The organism is Flavobacterium sp., assembly GCF_035760125.1.
Taxonomy (GTDB): domain Bacteria; phylum Bacteroidota; class Bacteroidia; order Flavobacteriales; family Flavobacteriaceae; genus Flavobacterium.
In genome coordinates this window covers 1-3,436 of record NZ_DASTTN010000104.1, presented here as the reverse complement: position 1 = coordinate 3,436, position 3,436 = coordinate 1, and the positions used below count along the sequence as shown (strand labels likewise).

Genomic DNA, 3,436 nt, shown 5'->3' with positions numbered 1-3,436 from the left:
GTTTGGTGTGCTAAAAAAGATAATATTTGGGTTTTTCCGACAGGATTAATCAGTACGTCTATATATGCATATTTACTTTGGCAATGGAGCTTATTGGGAGATTCCATGATTAATGTGTATTATTTTATAATGAGTATTTATGGATGGTATCATTGGACACGTAAAAAAGGGGATGTCGATGAATTTCCGGTATCGGTGACAACTAATAATGAAAAAGTAATATCGGTTGTTATTTTTATATTAACCCTCATTTTTGTGATTATAGTATATCTTTATTTTGATAAATTTACAAGTTGGTATTCGTATGTGGATACGTTGTTGACCGCAATATTCTTTGTTGGAATGTGGTTGATGGCCAAAAGGAAAATTGAAAATTGGATTTTTTGGATTGTTGGTGATTTGCTTTCGATACCACTTTATTTCGCAAAAGGATATACTTTTACCAGTTTTCAATATATAGTATTTACAATTATTGCCGTTTATGGCTATTTAGAATGGAAGAAAATCTTGAACAGCTCGCAAAATCTGGAGCTTCGCCAATTATAAAAATTGCCATTTTTGGACCAGAATCTACTGGGAAAACTACTTTGGCAACACAACTCGCCGAATATTATAAAACGGTTTGGGTTCCTGAATTCGCACGTGATTATCTACAGGAAAAATTAGATAGTGGTCGCGGAATTTGTGATATTGATGATATGTTGCCTATCGCATATGGACAAACCAAATTGGAAAACGAAAGCGCTTTAATTGCCAATAAGTATCTTTTTTGTGATACAAATTTGCTGGTAACTAAGGTGTTTTCCGAATTGTATTATAATTTTTGTGATTCATTACTGGATAAAGCAGCCCGTGCTCATCAATATGATTTGTTTTTCTTGACAGATATAGATGTACCATGGGAAGATGATGGTTTGAGAGATAGTCCAGAGGGAAGAGAAAGTGTTTTTGAGGTATTCAAACAGTCGTTGATTGATAATAAAAAACCTTTTATTACCATCTCTGGTGATAAAGAAACACGTTTGAAAAAAGCAGTTGCAATCATTGAGGATTTGACGATGGCTTTTCAGATGGGATTTACTTCTCTTGATTTTTTACAAATTTATGAGCATGGTATTCCTCTAGAAAATATAAAAAAGGAGTTTGATATTTTTAAAAAAGGAATTCAAAAAAGTGTTTTGGTTAATCCAGCGACTTTAAATAATGGAATCCTAAAATTGTCAGATGCCGATTTCGAACAAAAGGCTGGTTATTTTGACGCTAATACATCAAAACTAAAGCTGAAGAAATTTGTTCCAGCTTCTGGTGCAGCAACAAGAATGTTTAAGTTTTTGAGTGCTTTTTTGAATGAGTTTGATTTCGAAAATGAAAGCATCAATGCCTATATTAACAGAAAAAAAGATACAGAATTGGCTCTTTTTATTATTGGGATGGATAAATTTCCATTTTTTGAAGCGGTAGATAAAAAGTTAAAAGAAATATATCCTGATTTTAATACTTTGGGGCGTGATTATAAAAATTATTATTTCATAAAGACGCTCTTGTCACCAGAATATTTCGACTTTGCTAATAAGCCAAAAGGAATCCTTCCATTTCATAAGTATGCATCTCATATAGCAGCTCCTATTCAGGAGCACTTGTATGAATGTGCTTTTTATGCTACTTCAAATAATAGATCCAATTTACATTTGACAGTTTCTGAAAATCATCAAGCTCAATTTGAGGAAATTATTGAAAAGGTAAAAGGAGAAATTGAGGCTGAATCAAATTCAACCATAAACGTTAGTTATTCGTATCAAAAGGAAGAAACCGATACCGTTGCCGTTGACAGTGAAAACAAACCTTTCCGAAATGAAAAAGGGATGCTGGTTTTTAGACCTGGAGGTCATGGTGCTTTGATTGAGAATCTAAATGCAATTGATGCTGATGTCGTTTTTATTAAAAATATTGATAATGTAAGTCAAAATAACATCAAACAGATTTCTTTTTATAAGAAGGCTTTAGCAGGTGTTCTGTTAGAATTACAACATCAGATTTTCGATTATTTAAAAGCATTGGATAGTCATGAGATTACTCCGGAGAAAATAAATGGAATTTTAGTTTTTCTGAAAATGCAGTTGAATATTGATTTGAATGATGATTTTCATAAATTCAAATTGAAAAACCAAATCAGTAAATTAAAGGAAACGCTAAACAAGCCTATCAGGGTTTGTGGAATGGTGAAAAATGAGGGTGAACCTGGTGGTGGTCCATTTTGGGTAAGGGGTATAGATGGTGAAGTGACGTTGCAAATTGTAGAGACTTCTCAGATTGATTTGAATAATGCTGCACAATTTAAAATTCTGGGTAATGCTACTCATTTTAATCCAGTGGATTTGGTTTGCGGATTGAAGAATTATCAAAATCAAAAATTCGATCTGAAGGAGTTTGTTGATCCGAACAGTGGTTTTATAGTGCATAAAAATAGTGGGGGAATGGATTTAAAAGCCTATGAACTACCTGGTTTGTGGAATGGGGCCATGGCCAATTGGCTGACCGTTTTTGTAGAGGTTCCTTTGTTTACTTTTAGTCCAGTAAAAACTGTAAATGATTTATTAAAACCAGCCCATCAACCGTTATAAAGTGGAAATTCAAACTATCCTCTCAGAGGTTAAATATAAAGCTGTAAGAAGTAGCGGTGCTGGTGGACAAAACGTGAATAAAGTTTCGTCCAAGGTAGTGCTAACTTTTGATTTGTCTAATTCTCAGGGATTCTCTGAAGAAGAGAAATTGCTATTGGAAACCAATTTGCACAACAGACTTACTACTGATTTGCTGTTAATCTTGAATTGCGATGAAGATAGAAGTCAGATTAAAAATAAAGAAATCATCACTAAACGTTTTTTGGATATTATAAAAAAAGGATTGTTTGTTCCAAAGGAACGCAAGGCTACTAAAATACCAAAATCTGTGATTCGAAAAAGAATTAAGGATAAAAAAAATATTTCTGAGATTAAACAGTCACGCAGAAAGCCAAATTTAGACTAATGTTTTTTGTTGAAATTTGATTTTTGAAATTGTTATTGATTTTTGCAATTTTTAAGTTTACCTTTGCCCTGTCTCAAAGGGGTGCTCCAAATAACGAGCTGAGATTATACCCAAAGAACCTGGGCGGGTAATGCTGCCAAGGGAAAAAACGACAAAAAAGTAGTATTCAACAGGCTATTTGTCGTAGAACAATCATTTTTTAATTTAAACAAAAGAATAATCGCCCCTTTTATTTGTAATTTTTTTTACGAATGAAAAATTTATTTAGGCTTAAAGTAGCCAATTCGGAAACGACTCAATTTTCAAAACGGTTTCTATTTTCTGTTTTCTTTTCTCTATTTTCTATTATTTCTTTTTCTCAGGTAAAAGATACTACAAAGGTCAATCAGCTTGATGAAGTATTGGTTTC

The 3,436-nt window shown here is 32.8% G+C and carries 3 protein-coding genes; all 3 read left to right on the top strand.

The window, feature by feature from the left end:
• A partial coding sequence (gene pnuC / locus VFS71_RS04115) for a nicotinamide riboside transporter PnuC (RefSeq protein WP_326399543.1) occupies positions 1–546 on the top strand: 546 nt, incomplete at its 5' end.
• Positions 495–2,621, top strand: a complete 2,127-nt coding sequence (locus tag VFS71_RS04110; RefSeq protein ID WP_326399542.1) for a DUF4301 family protein — start codon at positions 495–497, stop codon at positions 2,619–2,621. The genes pnuC and VFS71_RS04110, both read left to right, overlap by 52 nt.
• Position 2,622: 1 nt before the next feature.
• Positions 2,623–3,027, top strand: coding sequence for an alternative ribosome rescue aminoacyl-tRNA hydrolase ArfB (arfB, locus tag VFS71_RS04105; protein WP_326399540.1), 405 nt, complete (start codon positions 2,623–2,625; stop codon positions 3,025–3,027).
• Positions 3,028–3,436 lie beyond the last annotated feature (409 nt).